The 22766-nt window shown below is 55.1% G+C and carries 20 protein-coding genes; 1 reads left to right on the plus strand and 19 read right to left on the minus strand.

Features of this window, described 5'->3' with window-relative positions; translation table 11 throughout:
- Positions 1-44 precede the first annotated feature (44 nt).
- From mtgA to ndhC, 16 genes are all read right to left on the minus strand, one after another.
- Positions 45-890 carry a monofunctional biosynthetic peptidoglycan transglycosylase gene (mtgA, locus tag VMT71_05215; GenBank protein HVN23348.1) on the minus strand — a complete coding sequence of 282 codons (846 nt, stop codon included), beginning with the start codon at positions 888-890 and terminating at the stop codon, positions 45-47.
- A gap of 119 nt (positions 891-1009) precedes the next feature.
- Positions 1010-2431, minus strand: a complete 1422-nt coding sequence (gndA, locus tag VMT71_05220) for an NADP-dependent phosphogluconate dehydrogenase (protein ID HVN23349.1) — start codon at positions 2429-2431, stop codon at positions 1010-1012.
- A 26-nt stretch (positions 2432-2457) separates the two neighbouring features.
- Positions 2458-3081 (minus strand): HAD family hydrolase, encoded by a 624-nt coding sequence (locus VMT71_05225; protein HVN23350.1) that lies wholly within the window; start codon positions 3079-3081, stop codon positions 2458-2460.
- Positions 3082-3273: 192 nt separating this feature from the next.
- Positions 3274-4713: an NADH-quinone oxidoreductase subunit N gene (locus VMT71_05230; protein HVN23351.1), complete on the minus strand. Its 1440-nt coding sequence runs from the start codon at positions 4711-4713 to the stop codon at positions 3274-3276.
- The gene (locus VMT71_05235) at positions 4710-6212 is read right to left on the minus strand and encodes an NADH-quinone oxidoreductase subunit M (GenBank protein ID HVN23352.1); all 1503 of its coding nucleotides are present in this window, start codon (positions 6210-6212) and stop codon (positions 4710-4712) included. The genes VMT71_05230 and VMT71_05235 overlap by 4 nt, the downstream gene beginning before the upstream one ends.
- Entirely contained in the window at positions 6209-8083 is a 1875-nt protein-coding gene (gene nuoL, locus VMT71_05240; GenBank protein ID HVN23353.1) for an NADH-quinone oxidoreductase subunit L, read from the minus strand. The genes VMT71_05235 and nuoL overlap by 4 nt, the downstream gene beginning before the upstream one ends.
- A 1-nt stretch (position 8084) precedes the next feature.
- Complete coding sequence (gene nuoK / locus VMT71_05245) at positions 8085-8393, minus strand: NADH-quinone oxidoreductase subunit NuoK (GenBank protein HVN23354.1); 309 nt, start codon at positions 8391-8393, stop codon at positions 8085-8087.
- Positions 8375-8923 carry an NADH-quinone oxidoreductase subunit J gene (nuoJ, locus tag VMT71_05250; protein HVN23355.1) on the minus strand — a complete coding sequence of 183 codons (549 nt, stop codon included), beginning with the start codon at positions 8921-8923 and terminating at the stop codon, positions 8375-8377. The genes nuoK and nuoJ overlap by 19 nt, the downstream gene beginning before the upstream one ends.
- Positions 8924-8974: 51 nt before the next feature.
- The gene (gene nuoI, locus VMT71_05255) at positions 8975-9544 is read right to left on the minus strand and encodes an NADH-quinone oxidoreductase subunit NuoI (GenBank protein HVN23356.1); all 570 of its coding nucleotides are present in this window, start codon (positions 9542-9544) and stop codon (positions 8975-8977) included.
- A 34-nt stretch (positions 9545-9578) separates the two neighbouring features.
- Complete coding sequence (nuoH, locus tag VMT71_05260; GenBank protein HVN23357.1) at positions 9579-10541, minus strand: NADH-quinone oxidoreductase subunit NuoH; 963 nt, start codon at positions 10539-10541, stop codon at positions 9579-9581.
- 5 nt (positions 10542-10546) lie between these two features.
- Positions 10547-13267 carry an NADH-quinone oxidoreductase subunit NuoG gene (gene nuoG / locus VMT71_05265; protein ID HVN23358.1) on the minus strand — a complete coding sequence of 907 codons (2721 nt, stop codon included), beginning with the start codon at positions 13265-13267 and terminating at the stop codon, positions 10547-10549.
- Between the two features lie 153 nt (positions 13268-13420).
- The gene (gene nuoF / locus VMT71_05270; protein HVN23359.1) at positions 13421-14704 is read right to left on the minus strand and encodes an NADH-quinone oxidoreductase subunit NuoF; all 1284 of its coding nucleotides are present in this window, start codon (positions 14702-14704) and stop codon (positions 13421-13423) included.
- A 75-nt stretch (positions 14705-14779) separates the two neighbouring features.
- Positions 14780-15244, minus strand: a complete 465-nt coding sequence (gene nuoE / locus VMT71_05275) for an NADH-quinone oxidoreductase subunit NuoE (GenBank protein HVN23360.1) — start codon at positions 15242-15244, stop codon at positions 14780-14782.
- Positions 15245-15499: 255 nt separating this feature from the next.
- Entirely contained in the window at positions 15500-17257 is a 1758-nt protein-coding gene (nuoC, locus tag VMT71_05280; GenBank protein ID HVN23361.1) for an NADH-quinone oxidoreductase subunit C/D, read from the minus strand.
- A 36-nt stretch (positions 17258-17293) separates the two neighbouring features.
- Positions 17294-17956, minus strand: coding sequence for an NADH-quinone oxidoreductase subunit B family protein (locus VMT71_05285; GenBank protein ID HVN23362.1), 663 nt, complete (start codon positions 17954-17956; stop codon positions 17294-17296).
- Positions 17957-17969: 13 nt separating this feature from the next.
- Positions 17970-18374, minus strand: coding sequence for an NADH-quinone oxidoreductase subunit A (gene ndhC / locus VMT71_05290; GenBank protein ID HVN23363.1), 405 nt, complete (start codon positions 18372-18374; stop codon positions 17970-17972).
- Between the two features lie 96 nt (positions 18375-18470).
- Here ndhC and VMT71_05295 point away from each other — a divergent pair, with 96 nt between their 5' ends.
- On the plus strand, positions 18471-19397 hold the full coding sequence (locus VMT71_05295) for a carbohydrate kinase family protein (protein HVN23364.1): 927 nt from the start codon (positions 18471-18473) through the stop codon (positions 19395-19397).
- A 26-nt stretch (positions 19398-19423) separates the two neighbouring features.
- On the opposite strand, the gene VMT71_05300 is transcribed toward VMT71_05295, so the two are convergent.
- The 3 genes from VMT71_05300 to zwf are packed head-to-tail and all read right to left on the minus strand — an operon-like array spanning position 19424 to position 22755.
- Positions 19424-20341 (minus strand): hypothetical protein, encoded by a 918-nt coding sequence (locus VMT71_05300; GenBank protein HVN23365.1) that lies wholly within the window; start codon positions 20339-20341, stop codon positions 19424-19426.
- 32 nt (positions 20342-20373) lie between these two features.
- Complete coding sequence (gene pgl, locus VMT71_05305; GenBank protein ID HVN23366.1) at positions 20374-21147, minus strand: 6-phosphogluconolactonase; 774 nt, start codon at positions 21145-21147, stop codon at positions 20374-20376.
- Positions 21148-21198: 51 nt separating this feature from the next.
- Positions 21199-22755, minus strand: a complete 1557-nt coding sequence (gene zwf / locus VMT71_05310; protein HVN23367.1) for a glucose-6-phosphate dehydrogenase — start codon at positions 22753-22755, stop codon at positions 21199-21201.
- Positions 22756-22766: the final 11 nt, after the last annotated feature.

Below are 22766 nucleotides of genomic sequence, written 5' to 3' on the forward strand. Positions count from 1 at the left end.
AGCCCTGCGGGCTGTTTCTCAAAGGTTCATCAGCCGCCGGGAGATCATCGGTTGTCCGACTGATCCTGCACATCCGGAGATTTTTCTTCACCAGAGCCCCTTACCTGAGACTGGGATGGCTCGGGAACTGCTTCCTTTTCAGAAGGCTCATTGAGTTCTTCATACTCTGGTATCGCAATACCCCTCTTCACCATCACCGCGTAGATGAGAGAGGCCCGTTTTTCCACGTACGCTGATGCTCCCTTCACCTTGTACTTCAGTGGATTGGGAAGCACTGCTGCGAGACGCGAAGCCTCCTCTGCCGAGAGAGCTTCCGCAGACTTTCCGTAGTAGTAAAGTGAAGCAGCCTCTATGCCGAAAATCCCCTCGCCCCACTCTACCACGTTGAGGTAGAGTTCCAGAATCCTCCTCTTCGACAGATTTCTCTCGACCCTGAATGTTATGATCGCCTCTTCAAGTTTCCGTACCGGATTCTTGGTAGGCGTGAGATACAGATTCTTCACGAGCTGTTGACTCACGGTGCTCCCGCCGACCTTGAACTTCCCCGCCTTCAGATCCTTCTCAATGGCCTTCTGTATGGCATCGAAGTCGAAACCTTCATGAGACCAGAATTTGTCGTCTTCGGCGATGAGAACAGCTTTAACAAGATAGGGGGAGATTCGCCCGAGGGGAATCCATTTCTTCTGGATTACAACCTTCTTGCCTTTCCGTTTCCACTCCCGTTCCCGATATTCGATGAAGGATGTTTTACGGGGGTTCTCGCGCTTCAGCCGGGACACGTCAGGATAGACCGCATAATAGCCGACGAAACCCACCAGCGCCAACAGCACAAGCACAAATAGGATCTTGATCAACCTGAAGAGTCGATGTTTTTTCTTCTTCCTGGCCATGTGGCTCGCGGCACTGCTCTCTCTTGCAATGTATCAGAAGAGCCCGCTACACATGCTACCATACAACATCCGGCCGCTGCCAACCGCTGTCTATGCGGCAATTATGCGTCCCGGCTGGGTCATTCACTCTCCCATCGCGTGTGAAAAATCCCTTTTGCATCGATGCGCTCATACGTGTGCGCGCCGAAATAATCCCGCTGCGCCTGGATCAAATTGGCAGGAAGCCACGCGCTCCGGTACCCATCAAAATAGCTGAGCGAAACAGCCAGCGCGGGCACTGCTATGCCGGAATCGACCGCGCGCTTCACGACTTCCCTGAGCGCTTCCTGCCGATCAACGACAACGCGCATAAGGTCAGGGTCCGCAAGCAGGTTGGGGAGCGCCGGTTGATTATAATATGCCGCACGGATGTCTTCGAGCAGGCCGGCCCGTATGATGCATCCCGCTCGCCAGATTCGTGCCACATCCTCCAACTTGAGCCCGTATCCGTACGCCTGAGACGCACGAAACAAGAGCGCCATTCCCTGCGCATATGTGATAACCATAGCCGCGTAGAAAGCCTGCTTGAGCTGTCTCAAAAATGGGGCGCGACCCGCCGGCATCTCCGGTACGGGGCCGGTGATCACACGGCTTGCCGCTTCCCGTTCCGTCTTGTACGTGGAGAGGTCACGCATGACAACTGCCATGTCCAGGGTCGGTACGGGCACCTGTAGCTCCATCGCATCCTGCGAAGCCCACTTGCCTGTGCCTTTCTGCCTGGCTTCGTCAAGAATAACATCCACGAGCCGCTTGCCTGTTCCCCGGTCGTCACTTTTACAGAAGATGTCAGCGGTGATCTCCAGCAAGTAACCGCTGAGTTCGGAGCGGTTCCATGTGTCGTAGACCGTGTGCAATTCGTTGTCGGAAAGGGCGAGCCCGCGCTTCATGAGGTCGTACGTTTCAGCTATCAGTTCCAGGAGACCGTATTCGATTCCATTATGGACCATCTTCACGTAATGGCCTGCGGACCCGCTGCCCAGATAGGCAACACAGGGTTCACCGTTCGCTTTGGCGGCGACAGCCTCCAGCAGGGGTCTGACCCGCGCGTAGGCTTCGGGTATGCCTCCAGCCATGATGCTCGGACCACGGCGGGCACCCTGCTCTCCACCGGAAATACCAACGCCCATGTAGAGAACAGATCTATCAGCAAGAGCTTTGGTGCGGAGGTCCGTGTCTTTGAAGTGGGAGTTTCCTCCGTCGATAAGCAGGTCTCCCGGTGAAAGAAGGGGAAGAAGGTCCTTTATCACGGCATCCACTGGGGTACCCGCAGGGACCAGCAGTATCACTGCCCTGGGAGCGCGCAAAAGAGAGGCCAATTCGGCAAGGTTCTCGGCACCCCGGATGTCGCGATGTTCGGCTTCCTTCCGGAGAGCCTTTACTTTTGTGAGATCCGCATCATAACCGGCTACCGAATAGCCATTATCAGCCATGTTCAGCAGAAGATTACGGCCCATCACGCCGAGGCCTACCATCCCTATCTCATAGTTTGCCCGACTATTCACGGTACACCTCCTCTAGATGAGGTCGTCTACTCCGGAAGTGACAGCCCAAACGTAGCCAGGGCTTCCTTCGTCGAGGCATAGTCGCGGTGAACGATGCCCTGGATACCAACACACTGGGCTGCCTCCACGAACATATCCCTGTCCTCGATATAGACTATTTCGTCGCCAGACGCCTGGGCGATGTCCATGGCCATGCTGTAGATATCGTAATCGGGCTTCCTCGCGCGAACAAAACATGATGACACGAAGCAATCAATAAAGGTTCGCAATTCGAAACGCTTGATACGATACTCGGTAAGCTCACGCCCTTCGTTACTGACGGAAACGATTTTCAGGCCATGAACCTGCTTGAGTCGGCGCACGAGATCGATCATGTCGGGATGAGCGTGTGACTGGGCGTACATGAACATCACAAATGACTGCCGCGTGAAAGAGCGCTCTTTGTGAAATACGGTCCGGCTCAGGTAGTCCTCCAGGCTCACCTTCCCCACCTCATAGGTGTGAAAGGTCAGGTGGTGGCGCTCATCCATGTCGGCAAAATCGATGCTGAACTTCTCCGCTGCGCGCCTGCGTGCGTCGCGATCCCAGCCATTGGTCAGCAGTACCCCTCCCAGGTCAACAAAGAGCGTGGTTATCTTCTGGTCAGCCATTCCGTTACCTCCTCTTAGAAACAATGTCTAAATCCCAATTATCGAAATCCTAAACAATATCAAATCTTCAATGATCTGAACTTATAGACAGGCGCCCTTGCGTCCGTGTTTTGGGAATTGGACACTTGATATTGTTTAGACATTGGATATTCGATATTGGAAATTGGGCGCTTGCTCATAATTTCGCCACGCTTATCCCGTGCCGAGTCTTATCGCCTGGATCATGTCGAGCACCGGCGTCGGATAAACGCCGAGCCAGACAAGCACAACAAGTAACGCGACCAACACGGCGGAACCGGTCAGCATCGTCGCCGGGAAACCCGCGCCCGGTTCTGCCTCGCCGACACACATCGTCGCGATAACGCGCAGATAGTAGAAGAGACTGATCGCACTATTTACCAGCAATGTAATCACCAGCAGCCAGAGGGCGGAACCGGTTGCCGCTGTAACAATATAGAACTTGCCAATAAACCCTGCCGTGAGCGGCATGCCCGCAAGGGACAGAAGCATTGCGGTTAGCGCAATAGCCAATCCAGGCCGCCGCCCGAAGAGGCCGCGATACTTCTCGATGAGTTCCGCATCATTCGATTTTGTTGAAAGCAATGTAATTACCCCGAATGCGCCCAGCGTCATCACGAAGTAGGAGACAAGGTAGAAGGCGACCGCACTGACTCTTGAAGGACCGCTCGAAAGAAAAGCCACCAACACATACCCCATGTGAGCTATCGACGAATAAGCAAGCAGTCTCTTGATATTCGTCTGGAAGAGCGCCAGCAGGTTACCCACGAACATGGAAATGATAGCGATAACCGTGAGAATCAGAAACAGAGCTTCGTGCGGAAGAAGCTGCCCATCCGCAAAATAACGGAGGAGCAGTGCGAAGATCGCTCCTTTTGATGCTGTGGCGATGTAGGCTGATATAGGTGCCGGTGACCCCTGGTACACATCGGGCGTCCACATATGAAAGGGCACGAACGAAATCTTGAATCCCACGCCAACCAAAATCATGACCGTGGCTACGAGCGAAACAAGATCGGTTCCGGCCGTTCTAGAAATTTTTGAGGTAATCTCGGCAAAGCTCATTGTTCCGCACTGCGCGTACACCAGAGCCATGCCAAAAAGGAGAAAGCAGGCAGAGGCAGCGGCCAGAACGAGGTATTTGAGGCCGGCCTCGATCGCCGGAGTACGCCTGTCGTAGCCGATCAGCGCATAAAGAGAGACGCTCAAGATCTCGAGTCCGAGAAAAAAAGATGCAAAATGGATCGAGGCAACAAGAATGACGGCGCCGATCGTGGAAATGAGCAGGAGCATGTAGTACTCGGCCGGATCTTCCCGCTTGTCCTTCATATAGTCGTACGAGAGCAGGGTAACCACTAATGCGGAAAAAAGTATGAGACCGGAAAAGAAAACTGCATAGGCATCGACAAGAAGGAGCGAAGTCACGCGTGCGGGTGAATAGGTTGACGCGGCGCCAAGGCTGAATAGAGCCACCACAATTGCCGCCACTGTCAGAAAGAACGTCAGCCGGTGACTGCGATAGAAGGCTGCGGCCAGGATCGTCGCTACCGAACCTGCACTCAATACTATAAGAGGCAGTATCGGCATCAATGGAATGGTCGCGGCAATAGTCACGGCGTGAAAGACCTCTCAGTGGTGATTTCAATCTGCTGCAGCCGGTCGATGCCCTGCATTGCGGTATCAATAAAAGGTCTCGGGAAAAGACCCAGCCAGAGAATCCCAAGGATCATCGCTGCCATGGCGCCCATCTCTCTCAGTGAAAGATCATTCATCTTCCAGTTCATCTCATTCGGACCGTACAGGACTCGTTGCACCATCCACAAGGCATACACGGTTGACAGGATAAAACCGCCGGCACCTATCCCAGCAAGCGCTTTGCTCACCGGGTATGTTCCGATGAGCACGAGAAACTCACCCACGAAATTCCCGAGACCGGGCAGGCCCAAAGACGCCACACCAAAGAAAAGCATGGCTCCGCCCATGCGCGGGGCAACACGCCACAAACCGCCCATTTGCCTCGTGTCCCGGGTTTCGATCCTCTCCTGCAGCCATCCGACCAGCATGAATAGGGCGCCGGTAGAGATCCCGTGACTGAGGATCTGGATAATCACGCCCTGGAGTGCCAGTTCCCTCCAGGCGAATATCCCGAGAAGCACGAATCCCATGTGGCTCACACTTGTGTACGCTACAAGTCGTTTGAGATCCTTCTGCGCAAAGGCAAGCATGGCCCCGTAGAGAATGCCGATTGCACCTGCCAGCATTGCCCACGGCGCAACGTGCACCATGGCCTGAGGGAAGAGTGGTATTGCAAATCTCAGCATTCCATAAGCGCCCGTCTTCAGCAGAAGCCCGGCGAGGATCACGCTCCCTCCTGTAGGTGCTTCAGTGTGCGCATCGGGGAGCCACGCGTGGAACGGAAAGGCAGGCAGCTTGACAAGGAAGGCGGCCAGGAAGGCGAGCATAAGCACCACTGCCATATTCGGGCTCATGTCTGTGCCGAGCAGCCGGTTATAATCGAACGTATAGACGCCTGTATGCCTGCCATGCACATAGTAAATGCCGAGAATCCCGAATAGCATCAGAAGGCCACCCATCTGGGTGAAGATAAAGAACTTGATAGAAGCATACATTCTGTTTTCGTGTCCCCAGAGTGCAATCAGGAAGTACATGGGTATGAGCATCATTTCCCAGAAGAAATAAAAAAGGAAGAGATCGAGCGCCAGGAAGACGCCCAGTATACCTGCAACTGTCCAGGCGAGGGTCAAGTGGAAAAGACCCACCCGCTCGCGTATCTCCTTCCAGGAGGCGATTGTTGCCATGATGCCGAGAAAACAGGAGAGCGCCACCAGAAGGAGGCTTATTCCGTCGAGCGCCAGATGAAAATCTATGTCGAGGCTCGGTATCCACGGCGCCTGCACTTCAAGAAGCCACCCGCTCCTCGCAGAAAGATCAATCTCCCCGGGGTGCTCCAGCCAGACAGAAAGCGCCAACATGAGGTCAATGCAAAAGGCAATGAGCGTGAGCCATCGCGGCCACCGGTTGCTCGCACGCCCGGAGAGCCATGCCAGCGTTCCCGCAATTGCAGGTATGAGAATCAGCCAGACGAGCATCATCCGATCACCAATATTCCTATGACCGCCAGCGCGCCAAAGGAGATGGCGGCGGCGTACCAGCGTACATTGCCTGTTTGCGTCAGAGCCAGCACCATGGAAGAAACGGTACTGACCCATGCCACTCCATCATAGCCCCGATCGATCGCATCGTTCCTGTTCCAATCGGCCAGCCTGACGAAAGGCCTCACTATGAGCCGATCATACAACCAGTCAAAGCCCCATCCGCTGATCAGATACGCGTGAATGATGTATCCGATGGCCGTCTCGCTGACATGTCCGACCCATTTCGCTCTCCACGTGTAGAGTATGCACGCCAGACAAATGCCGGCCACCGAAATGAGAGGAACCGCAATCTCTGCAATCGTTCCTGAGTCTACCGCTCTCAGAGCCGGGAGCGCACCCTCCATGAAATCCGAAAAGAGCGTCAGATCGCCCAGCGCACGTGGGGTCTCCAGGAATCCCACTGCGATCGAGAGGATGGAAAGAATCGCAAGAGGAATCTTCATCGAGATGTCAGCGCGCTCGCTGAATGCGCTCTTTTCTTTTCCGAAAAAGACCAGGAAGACCATCCGAAATGCGTAGAGCGACGTCAGAAAAGCGCCCACCACACCTGCCAGCCAGAACCAACCCCCATTCGGAGCCGACCAGGCCTCCATAAGAATCAAGTCTTTGCTGTAAAAGCCTGCGGTAACCAGCGGGAGCGCCGACAGGGAAGCAGCCCCCACAAGAAAAGCCACGAAGGCGCCGGGCGCCACCCGCCGTAATCCCCCCATTCTGAACATGTTATGCTCCTCATCCAATCCCTGAATAACAACCCCGGCGGCCAGAAAGAGAAGCGCCTTGAAACAGGCATGCGTCGCGAGGTGGAAGACAGCGGCCGACCAGGCACCGACACCGAGGGCCATAAACATATAGCCCACCTGACTCATGGTAGAGTACGCGAGAGTTCGCTTGATATCACTCTGCACGAGGGCGCTCGCGCCGGCGATGAGAAGCGTTATCGCCCCTATCACTGCGACAGCGAAGAGTACGGCCGGCGCCAGGACAAACAACAGATGCATCCTTGCTATAAGGTACACACCTGCAGTGACCATGGTCGCGGCATGGATGAGGGCACTCACCGGTGTGGGTCCGGCCATAGCGTCCGGAAGCCACGTCTGCAGCGGCAACTGGGCCGACTTGCCCAGTGCCCCTCCCAGGAGCAGGGCACAACAAGCTACTGCGATGCCGGAGCCCACGGCCCACTGCATTTCAGCCCTTGCCATTATCTCCTGCAGCTCTAGGGTACCAAGACTCACGAATATAAGAAAAACGGCCACAGCCATTGATGCGTCGCCCACGCGAGTGACGATAAACGCCTTTATAGCTGCCCTTCCGTTGGCGGGATCATCATACCAGAAGCCTATCAGCAGATAGCTGCAGAGGCCCACAGCCTCCCAGCCGAGGTAGAGAAGGAGCAGGTTGTCGGCCATAACAAGGATGAGCATCGAACCGACAAAAAGATTCATGTAGGCAAAAAAGCGACTATAGCCCTCGCTGCGGATCATGAATCCCGCCGAATAGAGCAAGATAAGAAAACCAACGACAGTCACGACAAGTATCATGATCAATGAAAGCGCATCGAGATATAACGCTATTGCGGGTGTAAAACGGCCCGCGGAAATCCATGTCCAGAGCGTTTGCACGTACATGCTCTCGGCTGAGAACCAGATGAATTCGATACCGACAAGCAGCGCAACCGCTGCGGAGAGCCCGACGGAAATTACCCCGATGCTCGCAGCAATAGCTCGCGAAAGTCTGCCGCCGACAACTGCGAGCAGAAGGAATCCGGCATAAGGCAAAGCAGGTATCAGCCAGAGCAATTCAACCATATCAGTCTCTCAAACCACTTGCAGCATCTACATCAAGGGTCCTGAACTTGTGGTACAGTTGCAATACTAGGGCGAGCCCGACGGATACTTCCGCGGCAGCCATTGACAGCACAAATATAAACATGACCTGCCCGTCAGGTTGACCCCACCGTGCGCCGGCTGCAACGAAAGCCAATCCCGACGCATTCAGCATTACTTCGAGTGAAAGCAGCATGAAAATGATGTTGCGTCGCGCAAGGAGACCGACCAGACCAACAACAAAGAGAAGTCCGGCAAGGATGAGCCCCTGTTCTACGGGTATCTGCTCCATAACACTTTTTCCTCTCGGTTGTGGACGTGTTCCTCGGGATAGAGGCCGCCTCGGCCCAGGTGAAACGCGCCGATGAGCCCTGCAAGAAGCAGCATTGAGGCCATTTCGACTCCCAGGAGATACGGACCGAAGAGTGCAATACCCACGTCTTTTGGACTAACCTCGGCCGCACCGCTGACCGCCGCCGTTCCCCGGGTAACCACCCAGACCAACTCCGCACCCAGAATAGAGGTGAGTAATGAAGGGCCGATCCATGTGTGAGGACGTATCCAGCGCCTCTCCTGGGCCGTCGCAAGCGGTCCCAGATTGAGCATCATAATGACGAAGACAAAAAGGACCATGATCGCTCCGGCATATACGATCACCTCGAGCGCCGCAGCAAAATGTGCCCCGAACATGAGAAAGATAAGGGCTAATGCCAGCAGAGAAACGATAAAATAAAGCAGAGCGTGTACCGCATTGAGCCGGGTAATCGCAAGAAGCGTGGCCACAAGCGCCACCCCCGCTGCTATGTAGAAAGCTACCATCATAGCTTCTCCTTCCCTGCTTACGTGATCAACTGCTCAACAACTCAACTGCCCTCACGGCAACAGCGTCCTCACATCAACGGGCGGCTCCTCCTGCTTCCCTTGACCCTTGTCTTTGCCTTTGATTGCAAGGCCTGCCACCCGGTAATAGTTGTAGTCAGGGTATTTGCCGGGTCCACTTATCAGTAGATGCTCTTTTTCATACACGAGATTCTGCCGCTCGTATTCTCCCATCTCATAGTCGCCAGTAAGCTGAATCGCGTAGGTCGGACAAGCTTCTTCGCAGAAGCCGCAGAAAATACAGCGTGAAAAATTTATGCGGAAGAATGCGGGATAACGCCTGCCGTCAGCATCTTCGGTAGCCTGCAACGAAATACAGTCAACGGGGCAGGCTGCCGCGCAGAGATAGCAGGCGACACAACGCTCTTCTCCATCGGGGTCCCTTGATAGGATGATGCGCCCTCTCCACCGCGGAGGCATCACGTGCTTCTCGTCAGGATATAGAATGGTCTCCCGCCTGCGCAGGAGGTGCCAGAAGACAATCCACACGCTTCGCACAATACCAAACGCCCCGCTCGCCCACTCCGAAACTGCGGTGCGCTTTATCTTTCTTCCTCTATTCATGACCCGTGACCCATGCCCCTTGAACCTGTTGTTATCATCCCTTCACCGCCAGTATCACCGCTCCTGTCACCAGGAGATTCACAAGCGACAAGGGCAGCATGACTTTCCACGCGTAATGCATCAGCTGATCATAGCGCGGCCTGGGTAAAGACGCCCTGATCAGGATAAAGCCGCTGATAAACACGCAAAGCTTGGCGACAAACCAGATGATAGGCGGCAAGAAATGGCCTATAAGTGCCGGTCCACGCCACCCGCCAAAGAAAAGAATCACTATAAACGTTGAGATCAGGGTTATAGCGAGATACTCGCCGATGAAGAACATACCGAATTTCATCGCGGAGTATTCCGTATGGTAGCCCGCGACAAGCTCATTCTCAGCCTCGGGCAGATCAAAGGGCATGCGATGTACTTCCGCCACGCCCGCTGTGACAAAGATTACCAGCCCCGCGAATTGCGGAACACAGAACCAGATGTTTTTCTGAGCCTCTACAATGTCGCTGAGATTAAAGGAACCTGCGAGCATCACCACACCCATGAGGGAAAGCCCCATAAACGCTTCATAACTGATCATCTGCGCCGCCCCGCGCAGCCCTCCTAGAAGGGAATACTTGCTCCCTGAAGCCCACCCGGCGAGCGCTATGCTGTAGACTCCGAGAGCGGCCATGGCGAGGAAAAAGAGAAGGCCGATGTTGAGGTTTATAATTTGTATCCCGGGCGCAAACGGCACAACCGCGAAAGCAGTCAAGACAGTGAAAACGATGAGACCCGGCGCAACGACAAAAACCGGCTTGTCTGCGAAGGGCGGTATCCAGTCTTCTTTGAACAACATCTTAATAGCATCCGCTGACACCTGGAGCAGGCCGAACGGTCCTGCCCTGTTGGGCCCGTACCTGTCCTGCCAGAGCGCAAGCATTCTCCGCTCCACAAACGTGAGGCCGGCCGCGATCCCGAGCAGCGCTATCAGAACCACGAATATGATGACCAGGCGTATGATCACTCCCGTCAAGCTCCTATCCTCCGTATCTTTCCCCATGCGGGAAGGAGGGTCATCTCCACTCCGGGCAACCCTACGGGCAGGAGTGCTACTCCGTGAGGCACATCAGATCTGATACTGCCAGGCAGCTCGTACCGGGCACTGCCGATCGTAAGCTCCAGCCGCTCACCTTCCCCCGTCCCCAGATTTGACGCATCCTCCTGGCTCATAGCTATACAGGCAGCCGGAATTCGCCGGGTTATGGCCGGCGAGAATGCGCTGAGTTCTTCAGAGCCGAAAATATGGTGGGAGGCTACGACCAGCCATTCGCCAGGCCTGCGCCCATCAGATTGAGGCACCTCTTCAAAATAGCGGTGGCCCTTCTCAGACCCGTCCCTCTTCTGAACCAGGCGCCGGCCCGGATCACCACCACGCAAGGGACCGCCTACCTCACTTTGAAATTTATTCACGGATTGTACCGAGTTCCAGCCCGGTGCCCAAAAACGGGATATGAGCGCAGATGGAGGCACACCGCTGTACCCTTCCATGGAAAAGGCGAGAGGCGAATCCGTGTCATCGGGTTGCTTGGGCTCATTGATAGTGACGTTCGCATTCATCGCTGTGCGGCCGCTGTAACGGTGCGGCTGGCGGGGAATTTTCTGACCCACTACGCGAAAAGAGGCATCAGGTGCTGCAGCGGCAACATCCTCAAAACCAGGTAGTGATGTTTGAAGCGCGGAAATAATGCTGTCCGCATCGTTCCACACAGGCGCGCTGCGCCCGGCAACCTCCATAGCCGTTGTCAGCCAGCGCCAGCTTTCCAGAATTCCCTGCGGGGCCGGAAAAACCCTGAAGGAGCGCTGCGCCCTCCCCTCGTTGTTGACGAGGCTCCCGTCGGCCTCGGCAAAGGTTGCGGCCGGGAGCACCATATCAGCGTGCCCCATCGTCCGCGTAACCAGTTGGTCGAGCACAATCACGCGTTTGCACCCCTCAAGAAACCGCTTCACGTGGATATTCTCTGCTCTGCGAAAGAGGTCATTCTCAAGAATGACCACGGCGTCAACTTCTCCTCTTTGCGCCCTGTCAAAAGCTGCCTGAAGCGGGTGCCCGCCCATCATGGCGAGCCCCAGGGAATTGCATTCGGGTGTGGTGAAAAAAAGCTCGGCGGCCGATCCTTTTGTGCGAAGCGCTCGTGCGACATTCGCTGCGGAGCGAATGATCGGCAAGCTTCCGCAACCCGGCCCGGATACGACCAGCGGCCTTTTCGCGGTCTGCATCATAGCGCCAATTAATTCCGCCAGGGAATGCTGCATTTCACTCAGACCGGGAACTTCAGGAGCTTGCGGGTCAACACAGCAGGCCACGGCGCTTCCCAATCTTGCGATCTCATCCGGTGTACCACGGAATACCTTCGTGGCAATGCCATCAAGAGCGGTTTTATAGGTTGTTGCTATGAATAACGGTCCCAGCTCGCTTTGCACTGCATTACGCACGCCTTTGTCATCCCACAGCGGTATCTTCATCTTAACGGCAATCTCGAGCGGTGTCTGTCGCACAGACTGTCTGAGCGCAAGATCAAGCATCGGTGCCGTGTTCGTCACATCCTCTCCCAAGAGAAAGACTGCATCAGCCTTCGCGGCCGAGCTGAGCGAAGCTATGCCGGCGGGCCAATTCTTCAGCATTTCCACCTGGGCAGAGAGCAACTGCTGTTCGGTAGCGGAAAGCCCCGCATAAAAATGTGCCGGGCCGACGAGTTCCCTCAAGGCGAAGTTTGCCTCAAGAGAAGCCCTCGGTGACCCGATTCCGATCACGCAGGCACCGGAGGAGAAAACGCCTCTCAGGACGTCCATCACTTTCTTGGGCATCACAGACTGAAGTGCAGCATTGCGGGATTCGCGTAGCAAGGGTTCCCTGATTCTCTGCTCACTGTTGACGAATTCATAACCGAAGCGGCCGCGATCGCACAGAAAATAGCCGTTCACTTCACCATTGTACCTGTTGCGGATTCTTCTCAGGGTTCCGTAGCGCTCGCCCGGCAACGTGTTACAGCCGATACCGCAGTGCCTGCAGATAGACGGCGCAGTCTGCAAATCCCATGAACGTGCGAAATGGTGCTTTAACGTCTTGTCTGTAAAGACACCTGTCGGGCACACCTCGACGAGATTGCCGCTGAAGGGGCTCTCGAGAACTCCGTCCTTGTGGCGTCCGAAATAGACCGAATCGTGGCTTGCAAAGACACCAAAATCTCGCGCCATGGCATAGTCGTTGTAGAAGCGCGTGCATCGATAGCACTGAATGCAGCGATTCATTTCATGGTTGACAAACGGACCCAGATCCTGGTTTCGGTGCGTTCTTTTCTTGAAGCGGCTCTTTCGATAGACATGGCCTGTCATGAGGGTCATGTCCTGCAAGTGGCATTCACCTCCCTCGTCACAGACAGGGCAATCGTGGGGATGGTTCAGCATCAGCCACTCGATGATGCTCGCGCGGAATTTTTTGGCATCCGGGTCGTCGATAGAGAGCCGGGTGCCATTGTCTGCCGCTGTCATACAGGACATGACGATCCTGCCCCGGGTGTCCCGCTCATCCCTAAAAACTTTTACCGCACACTGGCGGCAAGCCCCCACTGATTTCAAGGCCGGGTGCCAGCAGAAGTAGGGTATGTCAAAGCCAAGAGACAGGCATGCCTGAAGAAGGCTTTGCCCTTCTTTCACCTCGTGAGGTTTGTTATCTATGAAAATAGTAACCATGCTCTTAGAACAATATGTAAATCCCAATATCCAAATCCCAAACAATTTTCTAATATCGAATATCTAAATCAACTTCATTGATGTCCTGGGTCGACATTTTGGTCATTTGAAATTGTTTGGATATTGGAAATTGGATATTGGAATTTCCTGTTTTCATTTTGCCTTCCACGGACATTGCTTTTCCTCTATGTGCTGCTCAAAATCTTCCCTGAAATATTTGAGTGCGCTCTGCAGCGGTTCAACAGCGCCGGGTGCATGCACGCAATAGGTTTTACCCGGCCCGAGGGCCTGGCACTGCCATTCAAGAATGTCGAGGTCGCCCAACTCCCCTTCCCCCTTCTCGATTGATTCCAATATCTTTACTATCCACGGCAGTCCTTCACGGCAGGGCGTGCACCAGCCGCACGATTCGCGGGCAAAGAAGCGCTCGAGATTGAGCACCAGTCCAACAGGACAGGTCTTGTCGTCGAGAATGATCATTGTGCCGGTGCCGAGTCTGCTTCCCGCCTTCTGCATAGAATCAAAATCCATTTTTACATCGAGGTGCGCCCCTGTGAGAAAATCGGTCGATGCGCCGCCTGGAATGATACCGCGTAATGTGTATCCGTCGCGCATCCCTCCTGCACGCCCATCCAGTAACTCGCGAATAGTGGTACCCATGGGCAGTTCCCAGAGCCCGGCTTTTTTTACTCTGCCGCTTACCCCGTACATCTTTGTTCCTCCATCGCTGGAAGGGCTCAACGATTTGTACCAGGCTGCGCCATGCCGGACGATGTGGGGAACATTGGAGAGCGTCTCCGCGTTATTCACGACCGTGGGGCGCCCCCAGAGGCCGCACTGCGCCGGAAAAGGCGGTCTGGATCGGGGTATCGGCCTTACGCCCTCCAGCGCGTTCAACAGCGCAGTCTCTTCACCACAGATGTAGCGCCCTGCACTGGTATGCATCTTGACATCCATGCTGAACGTTGAGCCGAGTATGTTCTCTCCCAGATATCCTTTCTCGTATGCCTCGCGCACCGCCTGCATCAACGATTTGGCCGAAGCAGTGTAAGCCCAGCGCAAGAAGAGGTAACCGATCTGCGCATCGATCGCGTAGCCGCAGAGAATCAACCCTTCAAGAAGTTGGTGAGGGTTCTGCTGCATGAGCAATCGATCCTTGAACGTGCCCGGCTCCATCTCGTCTGAGTTGGATATGGCGTACCTCGGTTTGGCCATATCAGACCCTGGGGGACAGGCACCCCACTTCATACCTGTAGGGAAGCCGGCGCCGCCCCTCCCTCTCAGATTGGACGCCTTCACCTCCTCAATCACTTCAGATGGCGTCATCTGCGTAAGAGCCTTCCGGAGAGCCTGATAGCCACCGGCCCTCTCGTACTCCTCGATGCTGAGCTGCTGTCCATCATCTCTCAAATGTTCCGTCAGCGGTCTTTGTGTCAAACTATGTGCCTCTCCTGAATCCAACGAAATCGGTTCGCCTGTAACTGCTCACTGCTTTCGGCTCACTGCGCACCGTTATGGGTACTTCTCCAATATCTCATCAACCTTGGCGCTATCCAGGTCTCCATATAAATCGTCATCTATCATCATGGCGGGAGCGTGATCGCACATGCCGATGCAACTGATCGGCAAAAGCGTAAAGCGATCATCCGCCGTTGTCTCTCCAGTACTTATTCCCAGCTTTCCACTCAGATGCTCCTGGATAGTCTCCTGTCCCATGATATAGCAGGTCAGACTGTCGCACACAAAGATCACATGCCTTCCCACCGGCCTGCGGAAAATAAATGAATAAAATGTTGCGACACTATCCAGCTCCTCCGGCGACATGCCGACAAGGGGTGCCACATCCCTGATCGCTTCATCCGAAATCCATCGGCGGTACCGCTGCAAGGCTTGCAAGGCTTCCACGGAGGCAGACTCCGGGCACTCGCAATCCTCAACCTCCTTCTCCACAGCCATCCGCTCTTCATCGGTCAGCACAGCTTCGCCTCTACAGGGGCTTGGGTCCCGGGTCCGGCAGAACCACAAGGTCTAACCTTCGCAAGGCTACCCTCGGCAATGGCGGACAAAAGATCCACGCTGCCAGAGAATGCGCAGGATTCGCACGATGAAAGCGAGAGAAAAAGCTTCAGATGCAAGGCGCGCAAGTCCTGAGGCACGCAGGCGTACTGAGACGTACGTCGGAGTGGCACAGGGCGCCGCGCAACGCCGCAGATGGACTTTTTATCTCGCTTTCTATCGGTCGACATCGGCCATGACATAGTCAAGACTCCCCAGTATCGCTATCAAATCAGCCACCATCAATCCCCGGCACAGGAAAGGCACTGTCTGCAGGTGTGCAAAAGATGGAGTACGTATCCGCGTCCGATAGGAAACGGTGTTGCCATCGCTTATGAGATAATAGCTCTCGTTGCCCTTTGCTGCCTCGGCGCCCACGCATACTTCGCCTGACGGAATCACAGGACCCCAGCTTACGTTGAGGAAATGGTCGATCAACGTTTCGATGTCATGCATGGTTTTTTCTTTCAGGGGCGGCGTGGCCAGCGGATGAAGAGCTTTATAAGGTCCGGCCGGCATGTTATCGAGGCACTGTTCTACAATACGCAGGCTTTGCCGCATCTCTTCGATCCGAATGAAGCAGCGATCGTAGCAGTCACCATGTGAAGCGGTGGGTATGTCAAAATCGAACTGATCATAACCGGAGTAAGGTCTCGTCTTTCGGAAATCCCATTCGAGACCGCACGCCCGCAAATTGGGTCCGGTGACACCCCATTCTATGGCTTCATCCATTGTGCAGGCACCGACCCCTTTCGTGCGTGCCTTCCAGATGCCGTTATTCATGACAGCGCTGTCATACTCATCCAGTCTGCGCGGGAGATACTTGATGAAATCGCGGATCAGCTGATCCCATCCGCTCGGCAAATCCTGCGCAACACCGCCTATACGAAACCATTCGGGATGCATGCGTCCGCCGCCGATGGCCTCGATAATAGCGAATGCGCGCTCCCTGTCGTTGAACGTGTAAAAGACCGGCGACATGAAACCCGTGTCTTGCGCGAAGGTCCCGTAGTAGACAAGATGATTGATGATGCGGAAGAGTTCACACATCATCACGCGAATCACTTTTGCTTTATCCGGCACCTCGATCCCTGCCAGCTTCTCCACGGCTAGTACGTACGGCATCTCGTTCAGGAAGCCTGCCAGGTAGTCAATGCGATCAGTATAAGGGATATAGGTATGCCATGATTGACGCTCGCCCATCTTCTCGGCCCCCCTGTGATGGAAGCCTATATCAGGCATGGCGTCCACAATTACTTCTCCATCAACTTCCAGTATCAGGCGAAAGACCCCGTGAACGCCCGGGTGGTGCGGCCCCAGGTTAAGGAACATAAAATCGCTTCCTTCACTGTGGCGCTTCATGCCGTACTGCCGAGGGTCGAACCGGAGCGCGTTCTCGTCTGACTCTGCCTTTTCAGGCGGAAGCCGGAAAGGCTCTATATCCGTGGCTCTCGCGGGATGCTCTTTGCGGAGGGGATGGCCCTCCCACCACAGCGGCATCAGTATGCGTCTGGGGTCGGGGTGTCCTTCGAAGGAGATGCCGAACATATCGAATACCTCCCGCTCGTACCAATTAGCCGCCGGCCACAGAGGTATAACACTGGGAAGCGAAGGATGTTCGCCCGTGAGTGCCACCTTGATGCGCACATCCTCATTTCTCTCATACGAGAGGAGATGATAAACGACAGTGAAATCGGCCGCAGGCTGCCCGCCCCGGTGAGAGCGGACGCGCTCATCTATGGCCGTGAGGTCGTAGAGCGTCCGGAAGGGCTGATCCAATTCTGCCTTGAGATACCGGAGGACATCCCCTGTGCTCTCCTTCGTTACCCATACGGTTGGGATAGCGTCCGCAGTGGGCTGCTCATAGACAACATTCTCACCCAGCCGCAGCTTCAATGTGTCAATGAGTTCCGAATTGTTCTGTGAATGTAACAAGTGCACCTTTTCAAAAGAGATGACAGAGGATGGACATTAAACCTCGTCCGGAGGACGCAGCAGCGTCGCGCGGCTCCTCTCAGCCCTTTTTATGTCACGCATTGACAGGGTCTCCGGTTTGACCACCCTTTGCGCTCCCGTCACCCAGCTCAGGGGCCTCTTCTCTTTGCCGACATAGCGCTGAAGAAGCACGAGCCCTTCCTCGAACGCGGCCGGGCTGGGAGGGCACCCGGGTATATACACATCGACCGGGAGGAATTTATCTACGCCTTGCACGACGCTGTAGATGTCGTACATGCCGCCCGAGTTGGCGCAGGAACCCATGGATATGACCCATCGCGGTTCCATCATTTGATCGTAGAGCCGCTTGATTACAGGGGCCATCTTGATAAAGACCGTGCCTGCAATAATAATGACATCCGCCTCTCGGGGCGTACTTCGTATTACTTCTGCTCCGAAACGGGCGATGTCATACCGGCTCGTGAGACTCGTCGCCATCTCCACGTAACAGCAGGAAAGACCGAAATTGAAGGGCCACATGGAGTATTTGCGTCCCCACGCGATGAGATCCTGAAGCCTCGAGAAGAGAACGCTGCGACGGACAGACTCGTCGATGGAAGTCATTCCACCGTTTGAAGGGGAAGACCCCCCGGCTTTGCGCAGTAACTGTGATTTGAAATCGGCCTCAGGATCAGACATGAATTTGAATCCTTTAGTCTGCGATACCTATGGGGCCAGTCTCTCTTCGCGTACGCGGCCTCCCCTGTCGACCCCAGTCCAGCGCGCCCATGGACCATATATAGGCGAGCGCAGCCACCAATATCAGGATAAAGATTGAGGCCTCGATAAAACCGGCCCACCCCGACTCCCGGAGAGAGACGGCCCATGCAAAGATGAACACAGCTTCGAGATCAAAAATTACGAAAAACATCGCAACGAGGTAGTACTTCACGTCGAACCGCATCCACGCTGACCCGGTCGGCGGTATGCCCGATTCGTAAGGCTCTCCCGTGGTCCTGTCCCTGTGCCGCTGCCCCAGCAGGCAGGAGAGGCCCAGCGTAACCGCCACCAGTGCAATGGCGAGAGCGCAATATACTCCTAAAGGCCAGAGCGTCATGCAATAATCTTAGACCGTCGCGCGGTTATGTCAAGACCGGAAAAACGCGCGCGCGGGCTTGACAGCGGGAGAGCATATCCTGTAGGTTATGGCGTCATGAATATCATCGTCTGCGGTTCGCTTGCCTATGACAGGATCATGGATTTCCCCGGCCATTTCTCAGACCATATCCTGCCTGATAAGATTCACACGTTGAACGTCTGTTTCCAGGTTAACGGCATGAAGGAGAAATTCGGAGGTACAGCAGGCAACATAGCGTACGCGCTCACCCTGATGGGCGAAAAACCCTCAGTTGCGGCCACCATCGGCTATGACTATCACCGGTATATCGACTGGTTGACAAAAAACGGGATTTCCACGGAGTATATCAAAATCGTAGAAGAGGAATGCACTGCAGGCGCGTACATTACCACCGACAAGGCAGACAATCAGATCACCGGATTCAATCCAGGCGCTATGAAATATTCTTCCTGCCTCAACTTCGATAGATTCGACCCGCGAGAGACATTGTTTATTGTTTCTCCCGGCAATCTGGACGATATGATCAAGTACCCTGTCGAATGCAAAGCCAGAGGCATTGACTATATCTTCGATCCTGGCCAGTCATTGCCCATGCTCGATGCCAAAGATCTGACCCAGGCGATAGACGGGTGCCGCATTTTGATTTCCAATGATTACGAATTGGATCTCATTATGAGTAAGACCGGCTTGAACAGAGAAGAGTTGCTCAAGCGCGCAAAGACCATCATAGTTACTCTCGGGGAGCAGGGCTCCCGTGTGTGCGCGAGAGATCGGGAAACAGATATTCCTGCGGCCAAGGCGAGAAAGGCGGAAGACCCCACCGGTGCGGGAGATTCGTACAGGGGCGGATTAATCAGCGGCCTGGTAAAAGGCCTGGAGATCGAGCACTGCGCCAGGATGGGCAGTGTGTGCGCCTCGTTTGCTGTGGAATGCTACGGCACTCAGGAATACAGCTTCAGCGCAGAGGAGTTCCAGGAAAGGTTCAGCTGTTGCTTTCTATAAAGCCGGCCGCATAACTGCCTTGCACATCACGTTCTTATCAGCCCTCTCTCCGTCAGTCCGCTCAAAAGGAGATGGAAATAGACCAACCCCGCAAACGGTCTCCATCGGGCAACACGACGGCCAACCTCTGAATACGACATGCGCGCGCCGGAGCCGAAAAGGGCCTCTAGCTTATTCCGCGCGCCGGCATCATCGCTAGGGAAGATTGAAAGGCGCCCCAGGCCCCGTAACATAGCGTACTCGGCAGACCAGCGACCTATGCCTTTCAGAGCCATAAGCCTCTCCCGAAGTTCCTCATCACTCAATTGCGACAAGCGTCCAAATTCGAGTTCTCCTGCATTTGCAGCACACGCCACTTCACTGATCGCCCGAGCTTTTGCGAAGCTGAATCCGAGTGCGCGCATCTGATCAAGGCTTATCTGCAGCACTTTATCGGGGGCCGGGAACGCATGCATTCCCGATGTTCCCTCTTTGCCGCAGAGAGCGCTTAACCTGTTGAGCAGCTGGATGCCCACCGTGAGTGTAAGTTGCTGACACGCCACGGCATTGATGAGCGCCTCAAACACCGTGGGGAAGCAGGGAGGCTTCATGCCGCGGAACTGGTCGACAATACGTTTCAGTCGCCGGTCACGATCCGCCAAGAAGTAGAAAGGTGAGAGATCCAGCTGCGCACCCAGCAGCGTGATGACAGTCCTTCTCACTTCCGGCTCGGAGCGCCGGGAGAGTCGCGAACCCTGCACCAGAGCATGCAGCACAGGTGAGTCCACGGAACCCGTTGAGTGTACGCGAATTTCCAGAGGAGCGCCCTGAATCAACAGAATCCGGCTATAGGTCTCACCGTCCCATCTATCGATGAGGTTCTCGGGCCTGCGTCGCAGTGCCCATACTGTAAGATCGAGTCGGAAGGGAGCAGCGGGCTTAAGCTCAAAAGAAAACGACGCCATCTCGACAAACGTGTACCTTCACGTGCATATCTTTATCCCCGGCGCTCCCCTCCTCCGCCAGACAAAGAGGCCTTGTTCAAGAGTGCTGCAGCTGACGTATCAATGAGCCACGAGACGCTGCCTGTCAGGGGAGTTACCATGGCAGCCGGATAGATCAGCTTCGCTTGGCTATCTTCGAGCACAGTCCGAACAATGGAAGCTTTTGCAGCACCTGAGACGAGAAAGATCACCTCGTGCGCGCTGTTGATGACCGGAAGGGTCAGTGTAACTCTGTTGAGCTCCGGCGGGTGCCTGTAGACTGCAACTGCAAGGCGTAGCCGCTCCTTCAATGCAGGAGAGCCCGGAAGGAGTGAGGCTGTGTGGCCGTCTTCACCCACCCCGAGCAGTATCAGATCGAAAGCGGGAAGTCCCTTTCTGAAGAATTCCCGCAGGCGAGCGTCATAGGCCTCTGCAGCGGCATCCGGTGATTCCTCACCTCTGATCCTGTGCACATTCCCCGCAGGAAGCGGCACTTTAGAAAGAAACGCGTCGCGGGCCAGTTTGAAGTTGCTCTGTTCATGATCCGGAGCTACGCAGCGTTCATCTGCCCAGAACAGATGGACGTGTTGCCAGTCGATCGAACGAATGTAGCGGTCTGAGCCGAGAAGCCGGTAGAGTGCTCTCGGCGTGGAACCGCCTGACAGAGCAACGCTGAATGTACCTTTTGAGGCAATCGATTCAGCTGAGGCTCCGGCAAAGCGCAGGGCCGCCGCAAGGCTCATCGCTTCAATGTCTTCGAGGATTTGGATTTCAGGTAACGGTCTCACTGAAACTCTTCGCGCCGGCCGGTCGTGACCGCTGACCCGCGACATCCGCTCTCAAAGCGGCATCCAGGCACGCTGGTCGTTCCCGATGAGCTTCATTGCTTGATCAGGCCCGTCAGAGCCTGCAGCGTACGTGGGCAGTGTCTCCGGCGTTGTGATCGACTCCAGCTTCTCTATAAGAGGCGTGAGCAACCGCCATGTCTGCTCCTCAGCTTCTTCACGCATGAAAAGCATCTGATCTCCAAGCATGCAGTCGAGCAGCACCCACTCGTACGCATCCAGCAGCCCTGCGGAACCAAAAGAAAAGTTCATCACCATGGGTCCGGGGTTGAGGCAGAATTTTGTTCCCGGCTTCTTCGTTTGAAACGTTAGACCGATGCCTTCGTCAGGCTGCACTCTGAAGATGAGCGTATTCGGCTCGATGTGCCCATCGGGAAGATCGGAGAACATGAGGTGAGGTACCGCCTTGAAATGGATCGAAACCTCCTGTCGCGCCCGTTGCATTCTTTTGCCTGATCGCAAATAGAAGGGCACGCCCGTCCAGCGCCAGTTATCCACGTATACCTTCATTGCTGCATAGGTGGGGACGGGCGATACGGGTGAGACGCCCGGCTCACCTCTGTAAGCCGGAACAGGCTCGCCATCAATCTCGCCCTTCCCATACTGGCCGATGACAACAAAGTCCGCAAGCCGCTCCAGCGGGAAGGGCCTCATGGAACGAAAGACTTTATTCTTTTCATCACTCACCGCATCGGCTTCAAAGGCAGCGGGCGGCTCCATGGCTGTCAGCGAGAGCACTTGAAAGAGATGGCTCTGGAACATGTCCCTGATTATCCCGGCTTTTTCGTAGTACGCGGCCCTGTGCTCCACCCCGAGCGTCTCAGCTACGGTGATCTGCACATGATCGATGTAATTGCGGTTCCAGAGCGGCTCAAAAATCGCGTTGGCAAAGCGGAACATCAACATGTTCTGGACCGTCTCTTTTGCGCTGTAGTGATCGATCCGGAAAACCTGCTTCTCAGAAAAACAGGCCTGCAGGACCCGGTTCAGGTGGCGCGCCGACTCCAGATCGCGGCCGAAAGGCTTCTCCACCACCACGTAAGGGTAACCGCTCTTACGCGCTCGCACAAGGCCTGCCTTGTCGAGGTTGGTGACTACGGTTTCAAAAACCGTCGGAGGTATGGCGAGATAAAAAATACGATTGCCGGCTGTCTGATACTCCCTCTCCAGCGGCTCAAGCTTTTCTTTCAGCCTAGTAACGTAAGTGTCCACCGCTTCAAAATTAAAGGAAGTGTAGTAGAGCTTCGAAGCGAACTCGCCCCACGCGCCCTCACTGTATTCAGCACCGACGCCTTTCTTCACAGCAACCTTCATCGTCTCAAGGTACTGAGCGCGTTCTATCTCGATTCGGTCGGCACCAAACACAAAGGAATTACCGGGCAGGAGATTCTCCTTGAAAAGGCGGTACAACGACGGCATCAGTTTCCGCTGGGTGAGGTCTCCACAGGCTCCGAAAATCACGATGCAGGCCGGCGGCGCAATCTCTATTTCGCACGCCCCTACCGTGCGGAAGCTGGGACTTACGTCAACCCGCGGCAGTCCTTCTCCCATACCCCACCTTT

The organism is Syntrophorhabdales bacterium (genome assembly GCA_035541455.1).
Classification (GTDB): Bacteria; Desulfobacterota; Syntrophorhabdia; order Syntrophorhabdales; family WCHB1-27; genus JADGQN01.

Excerpts from the sequence above, each read along its gene's own strand:
- mtgA (HVN23348.1), bottom strand. The coding sequence starts at position 890 with ATGGCCAGGAAGAAGAAAAAACATCGACTCTTCAGGTTGATCAAGATC.
- ndhC (HVN23363.1), bottom strand. The coding sequence starts at position 18,374 with ATGACGCTCTGGCCTTTAGGAGTATATTGCGCTCTCGCCATTGCACTG.
- nuoI (HVN23356.1), bottom strand. The coding sequence starts at position 9,544 with ATGAATAGAGGAAGAAAGATAAAGCGCACCGCAGTTTCGGAGTGGGCG.
- zwf (HVN23367.1), bottom strand. The coding sequence starts at position 22,755 with ATGGGAGAAGGACTGCCGCGGGTTGACGTAAGTCCCAGCTTCCGCACG.
- nuoL (HVN23353.1), bottom strand. The coding sequence starts at position 8,083 with ATGGTTGAATTGCTCTGGCTGATACCTGCTTTGCCTTATGCCGGATTC.
- VMT71_05295 (HVN23364.1), top strand. The coding sequence starts at position 18,471 with ATGAATATCATCGTCTGCGGTTCGCTTGCCTATGACAGGATCATGGAT.
- VMT71_05225 (HVN23350.1), bottom strand. The coding sequence starts at position 3,081 with ATGGCTGACCAGAAGATAACCACGCTCTTTGTTGACCTGGGAGGGGTA.
- VMT71_05300 (HVN23365.1), bottom strand. The coding sequence starts at position 20,341 with ATGGCGTCGTTTTCTTTTGAGCTTAAGCCCGCTGCTCCCTTCCGACTC.
- nuoG (HVN23358.1), bottom strand. The coding sequence starts at position 13,267 with ATGGTTACTATTTTCATAGATAACAAACCTCACGAGGTGAAAGAAGGG.
- nuoK (HVN23354.1), bottom strand. The coding sequence starts at position 8,393 with ATGGAGCAGATACCCGTAGAACAGGGGCTCATCCTTGCCGGACTTCTC.
- nuoJ (HVN23355.1), bottom strand. The coding sequence starts at position 8,923 with ATGATGGTAGCTTTCTACATAGCAGCGGGGGTGGCGCTTGTGGCCACG.
- VMT71_05285 (HVN23362.1), bottom strand. The coding sequence starts at position 17,956 with ATGTCTGATCCTGAGGCCGATTTCAAATCACAGTTACTGCGCAAAGCC.
- VMT71_05235 (HVN23352.1), bottom strand. The coding sequence starts at position 6,212 with ATGATGCTCGTCTGGCTGATTCTCATACCTGCAATTGCGGGAACGCTG.